General features: G+C 34.3%; 5 protein-coding genes. 3 read left to right on the top strand and 2 right to left on the bottom strand.

The genetic code is table 11. From position 1 onward, the window contains the following. Positions 1-471: 471 nt before the first annotated feature. Positions 472-1,488: a Gfo/Idh/MocA family oxidoreductase gene (locus ACEN4L_RS11200; protein WP_407097380.1), complete on the top strand. Its 1,017-nt coding sequence runs from the start codon at positions 472-474 to the stop codon at positions 1,486-1,488. 55 nt (positions 1,489-1,543) lie between these two features. Next, complete coding sequence (locus tag ACEN4L_RS11195; protein WP_407097379.1) at positions 1,544-2,521, top strand: Gfo/Idh/MocA family protein; 978 nt, start codon at positions 1,544-1,546, stop codon at positions 2,519-2,521. Between the two features lie 44 nt (positions 2,522-2,565). Here ACEN4L_RS11195 and ACEN4L_RS11190 read toward each other — a convergent pair whose 3' ends face one another. Then, complete coding sequence (locus tag ACEN4L_RS11190) at positions 2,566-3,432, bottom strand: MurR/RpiR family transcriptional regulator (protein ID WP_407097381.1); 867 nt, start codon at positions 3,430-3,432, stop codon at positions 2,566-2,568. Between the two features lie 157 nt (positions 3,433-3,589). Between ACEN4L_RS11190 and ACEN4L_RS11185 the strand changes: the two genes are divergently transcribed. Then, complete coding sequence (locus ACEN4L_RS11185; RefSeq protein WP_188205019.1) at positions 3,590-4,012, top strand: cupin domain-containing protein; 423 nt, start codon at positions 3,590-3,592, stop codon at positions 4,010-4,012. A gap of 119 nt (positions 4,013-4,131) precedes the next feature. Here the strand turns inward: ACEN4L_RS11185 and ACEN4L_RS11180 are convergent, their stop codons facing one another. Continuing rightward, entirely contained in the window at positions 4,132-5,955 is a 1,824-nt protein-coding gene (locus tag ACEN4L_RS11180) for a heavy metal translocating P-type ATPase (RefSeq protein WP_188205018.1), read from the bottom strand. Positions 5,956-6,000 lie beyond the last annotated feature (45 nt).

Genomic DNA, 6,000 nt, shown 5'->3' with positions numbered 1-6,000 from the left:
TGGTTTAATGATGGCTAATTTTTCGTCTGCGCTTAATTTAACTCGTTTAGACAATAAAAAACACTCCCTACAAAATAGTTTAGAAATTTTTGTTATTTCTAGTGTCTACTTTGTAGGGAGTGTATCATAATGATTTTCGCTCTTTCCATTTTTAAGTTTTTATCATTCTGTATTTTTACTTTAAACCTAGGTTTCACTGTTATTATCGTCAAATACTCCATTTAAATAAGCAATAATCGCAGTAGCAACAATAGTTACGCCACCTACAATTATAATGAAGGAAGTGAATCAATTTTAAATAAAAGGATTCCTGTAAAAAATACTCTATAGGTATATCTTGAACATAATGTTCAGGATATACCTTTTTATTTGGAAGAAAAAAGAACATCAGAACCTTAATGGGTGTGTAACAGCTTCTCTCAATCATTTTCATATATAATCTAATTATCAGATACTATAGGAGGTTTTTTTATGTTAACAATGGCTTATATCGGTAATGGAAAAAGTACAAATCGCTATCATTTACCTTTTTCATTAAAAACAGAGAACGTTAAAGTGAAAACCATTTATTCTCGTCGTGAAAACAGCTCATGGGATAAGGTTCCTGGAGTCCACTACACAACAAATTTAGAAGATATTTGGAATGATCCAGAAATTCAATTAGTTGCAATTTGCCTTCCAAGTTCATTACATTTTGAATTTGCAAAATTATCACTAGAAAAAGGGAAACACACACTAGTTGAAAAACCTTTTACAGAAACTGCTGAAGAAGCAAGAGAACTATTTGAGTTAGCAAAATCAAAAAAATTACTCGTTCAATGCTACCAAAACAGACGCTACGATTCAGATTTTCTGACCGCTCAAAAAATTATCGAAAGCGGCGTTATAGGTGAATTATTAGAAGTTGAAATGCATTATGATTATTTCAGACCAGAAGTTCCAGAAAACAGCACAGAATTTTCAGCATCTTCCAGCTATTTATATGGACATGGGTGCCATACGATCGATCAAGTTCTTTCCTACTTCGGAGATCCAGATTCCATTCATTATGATGTAAGACAATTATTGGGTCCTGATCGAATGAACGATTATTTTGACTTGGACTTTTACTATTCAAAAATAAAGGTTTCTGTTAAATCAAGTTACTTCAGAATAAAACCACGACCAAGCTTTGTTCTGTATGGTAAAAAAGGTATGTTTATCAAGCAAGAGAAAGATAGACAAGAAGAACACCTAAAATTATTCTATATGCCGACTCATGCTGATTTTGGTATAGATACCCCAGATCATTATGGTACTGTGACTTATATGGATGCTGATGACCTTTATCATGAAGAAAAAGTCATTTCAGAAACTGGGGACTACAGTCGTGTTTATGAAGGATTATACGAGGCTATTATAAATGGAAAAGATAAAACAGTGAAAGATGAAGAAACGATTCGTCAACTAGAGATACTTGAAGAAGGTATTCAAAGTATTAAATACTAACTTATCCATTCATTTAAAAAATCAAGAATCACTCAACTAAGAAAGAAGGTTTATAATGAAACTCGCCATTATAGGTTCTGGAATGATCGTAAATGATTTTTTGACTATGGTCCGTGATGTTCCAGGGATTCAATTAGAGGCAATTGTAGGAACCGATAGAAGTATTGAGAAAATGAAGCTTTTAAAAGACAAATACGGCATTCGTCAAGTCTCAACTAATTATTCTGATTGTTTAAACGATCAGAATATCGATACTGTTTATATCGCATTGCCCAATCATTTGCATTTTTCTTTTGCTAAGCAGGCCATCCTGAGTAAAAAAAATGTTATTTGTGAGAAACCCTTTACCTTGAACTTAGCCGAAATGAAAGAGCTGAGAGAACTAGCCTTAACTAACAAAGTCATGTTGTTAGAAGCTATAACCAATCAATATTTAACCAATTATAAAAAGATAAAAGAAGCCATAAGTACTATTGGGGATATTAAAATTATTGAATGTAATTATTCACAATATTCATCAAGGTATGATGCCTTCAAAAAAGGCGAAGTGTTACCGGCTTTCAATCCTAAAATGGGTGGCGGAGCTTTAATGGATATTAATATTTACAACATTCATTTTGTAACGGGTATTTTTGGGGAGCCACAAAAAGTAAACTATTTGGCAAATGTTGAAAACGGAATTGATACTTCTGGCATCTTGAGTCTGGATTATGGGGATAAAAAAGTAGTCTGTATAGGTGCTAAAGATTCTACAGCTCCGATACGAACCATTATCCAAGGCAATAAAGGAGCTATCATTATTGAAGGGCCTACTAATGCTATAGACAGCTTTACTGTAATAGACAATCAACATAAGAGTGAACTATTTGATTTTAAAGTTCATACACATCGGATGTATGAGGAATTCATTGAATTTGAACGAATCATAAGAGAATCAGACGTTGAAGCTATGATGAAACACCTCGATCACAGTGAAATGGTTATGTCTATTGTAGATAAAGGATTAGAAACTGCCGGTATATCCTTAGGCTAAATTTTTAAAGTGAAAAACAGGCGCTTTTTCAATGTATGGACGGGTCAAAGTTCTTCTGACAAAATTCCATTTTGAATGAGTGACTGTTTTTCTTTTAAGTTTTCCACATTTGTTCTATATTCTTTTGCATATAAAATAGAATACAACGTGTCTAATACATATTGAAAGGCAACTTGTGACGCAAAAGTCCCTACCTTTACAAAATCATATTCTTCTTGGACTACCACTATCGTTTTGGCAGCTAAATTTATCAAATCAGATTCTGTATTTCCCGTTATCAAAATAGTCGGGATTTTTTTGTTGGAAAAATGTTGTAACATACGCTTATATTGCGGACTAGTTCCACTATAAGATAGAAACAGAGCACAGTCTTGTGGAGTAAGGTTAGAAGCATTCCATGCCTCATCTGCATATTCTTCAGAAATAATAGCAAATCGATTGATCTTGACTAACTTATTTTGAAAACTTCTTGCTCGTACTTGTGAATCACCACGCGAAAACAGAAAAATGTGCTTAGCTTTGAACAGTATTTCTGCCACTGATTGCAGCAGCTCTTCATCGAATTGATTCAATGTTTTTTTTATCGTATCAATCGTTAAATTAGCGATATTCTTAGCAATATCCATAGTCAAATCTTCTGGTTTAAAAGGGAAATTGGCATCCACTTCACTAGGCAAATGCAGTTGGCTGTAAACTACTCCTGAAACAGCGTCCTTAAAACTTCTGAATCCATCATAGCCCATTTTCTTACAGAGACGGATGATCGTCGAATGAGAAGTATACGTTAATTTTGCCAGATCCTCAATATATATTGTAGGGATCTTGGTGATATTCTGGATAATATAATCGGCTATCCTCATTTCTGTATTTGTAAAGTTCGTTTGATCTTTCAACTTAGTTAATACTTGCACCAAATCCAACCACTCCTTTATAACTTGATTCTATATTATTTAGTGAACGTTTACTAACTTTAAGGCACTGATACTTGTTTTCCAAATGATAATTTGCTATAGTTAGATTGTAATTAATACAATTAAACAACTATTATGAAATGGAGTGATTAGGATAATGAGTATTGATTTTAAAGATCATGGCAAAAAACCTTATGTTGTAAATATTGAAGATGCTACAGTGCAAAATGATAACTACCGTACAACGATATGGACAGGTGCTAAATTACAAGTAACCGTCATGACTATTCAACCAAACGATGATATTGGCCTAGAAGTTCATCATGGAATTGATCAATTTATTCGCATCGAAGAAGGACAAGGGCTATGCCAAATGGGACCTTCTGAAGATGACTTAAATTTTGAACAAGTTGTTTCTGAAGATGAAGCCGTATTGGTTCCAGCAGATATGTGGCACAATATTAAAAATACTGGTGACAAACCATTAAGATTATATACCATTTATGCGGGTCCTGATCATGTTGAAGGAACTATTCACCCAACTCATGAAGATGCAGAAAATGATCCTAATGAACACTAAAAAAAGCCTCGCTGTATAAAGAATTTTATACAGCGAGGAAAAAACTAAAAGATTAAACCAATAAAAGTGTGTGAGCCTATCGGAAATCCCAATAGGCTCACACACTTTTATATTTTTTATTAACGCAACAAACGCAATCCATTCAAAATAACTAAAATCGTCGATCCTTCATGGAAGACAACTCCTACCGGCAAATCTAAATAACCTAAAAGGTTTAAAATCATCAATAGGATGATCACACTGATAGAGAAGAAAATATTTTGTTTAATAATTCGGTTCAATCGTTTGCTTAAGTGATAACTATAAAGCAATTTAGCTAAATCATTTTTTACAATCACCACATCCGCTGACTCTATCGCCACCGATGACCCGCTACCCATAGCAATACCGATATCTGCATTCGCTAACGCAGGTGCATCATTGATTCCATCTCCAACCATGCCTACCACCTTTTTATTTCGCTGACTTTTCAAGATATGTTTAATCTTATCTTCTGGAAGACAATTGGCTACATAATCATTTACTTTGACTTTCTTAGCAACTTTCGAAGCAACCATTTCATTGTCTCCAGTCAAAAGTACAACTTGAATACCTTCTTTTTGAAAACCAGCTACTGCTTCGATTGCCTCATCCCGAATTTCATCAGAAAGAGAAATGTATCCAACAATTTCATTGCTTTTCGCCACAAAAATCGTCGTATTTTCTTCAACTGCTTTACCAAGATAATAATTTTTATCAGGGTACCCACTAAATGTACTTGGTTTCCCTATTTCAATTGCTCCTTTTCTAACACCTTGTCCTGCTATTTCCTCCACAGGTTCTGAAGTATCAATGTCTGTAAAGTTTCTGTTTTCAAAAGCTGCCACAATAGCATTAGCTATTGGATGGTTAGATTGTTGTTCCATATAAACTACTTCATTCAAAATGTCTTCTGGAACTTCATAATTTAATACTCTGAAATCACCAAATGTCAGTGTCCCCGTTTTATCACTATATAAAATGTCCATCGTATTCAAAGACTCCATTGCTGCTCCGCCTTTAACTAACACCCCATTTTTTGCTCCATTACTGATAGCACTTAATGTTGCTGGTGTAGCAGAAGCAACCAAAGCACATGGGCTAGCAACGGTTAATAAAACCATCCCTCTATAAAAAGCGTCCTCAAAGCTATACTCGTTGAAATAATAAAGACTCGCAATGAATAATGGGACCATAATTAAAACAACTAGTACGTATTTCGTTTCAAAACGATCAATAATTTTAGATATTTTCGAAGGGCTTTTCTGTGCTTCTTCTACCATTCGTATAATATTTGAGAAGACGGTTTGGTCACTCGTTGTATTCACTTCAAGATGAAAGGCATTTCCTTCATTGAAAGTCCCAGAAAATACTTCGGCTCCCTTTTCTTTTTCAACAGGCATTGATTCCCCAGTAAGGCTGGATTCATTGATTTGCGTTTTTCGGTCGGAATACCCATCAATGGGTATCTGTGCTCCTTTTGAAACGACTACAATGTCACCAACTTTTAACGATTCAGTGGGTACTTCACTCACTTCACCATTTTCTTTTAGCAATTGCGCTGTAGAAGGCACATGAGATAGCAACTCAGAAATAGCACTTTTGGATTTATTGGTTGCATAGGATTCTAGAGCTTCTGAGCCAGCAAAAATAAGCAGTAATACAGCTCCTTCTGATTCATAATGAATCAAACATGCACCTAATGCGGCTAAAACCATTAGCAAATCAACATTTGGAGCTTTAGAATGAATTGTTTCTGTCACCGCTTTTTTAGCTGAAAAGAACCCTAAAAAGAAAATGGCCACATAAAAAGAAAGTGAACTATAAAAACCTCCCATCGTATTTAAAATAAATCCAATAATTGTAAAAAAGACTCCAATGACTAAAAACTGTCCTGAACGCGTATTGCTTAAAAACTTCCACATTTTCCTCTTCCTTTCTGTAATTTTTTTTAAGTTAGTGGTTAGATT

It is taken from the genome of Desemzia sp. FAM 23988 (assembly GCF_045528365.1).
Classification (GTDB): Bacteria; Bacillota; Bacilli; order Lactobacillales; family Carnobacteriaceae; genus Desemzia.
This window is presented reverse-complemented; position numbering and strand designations above follow the sequence as displayed.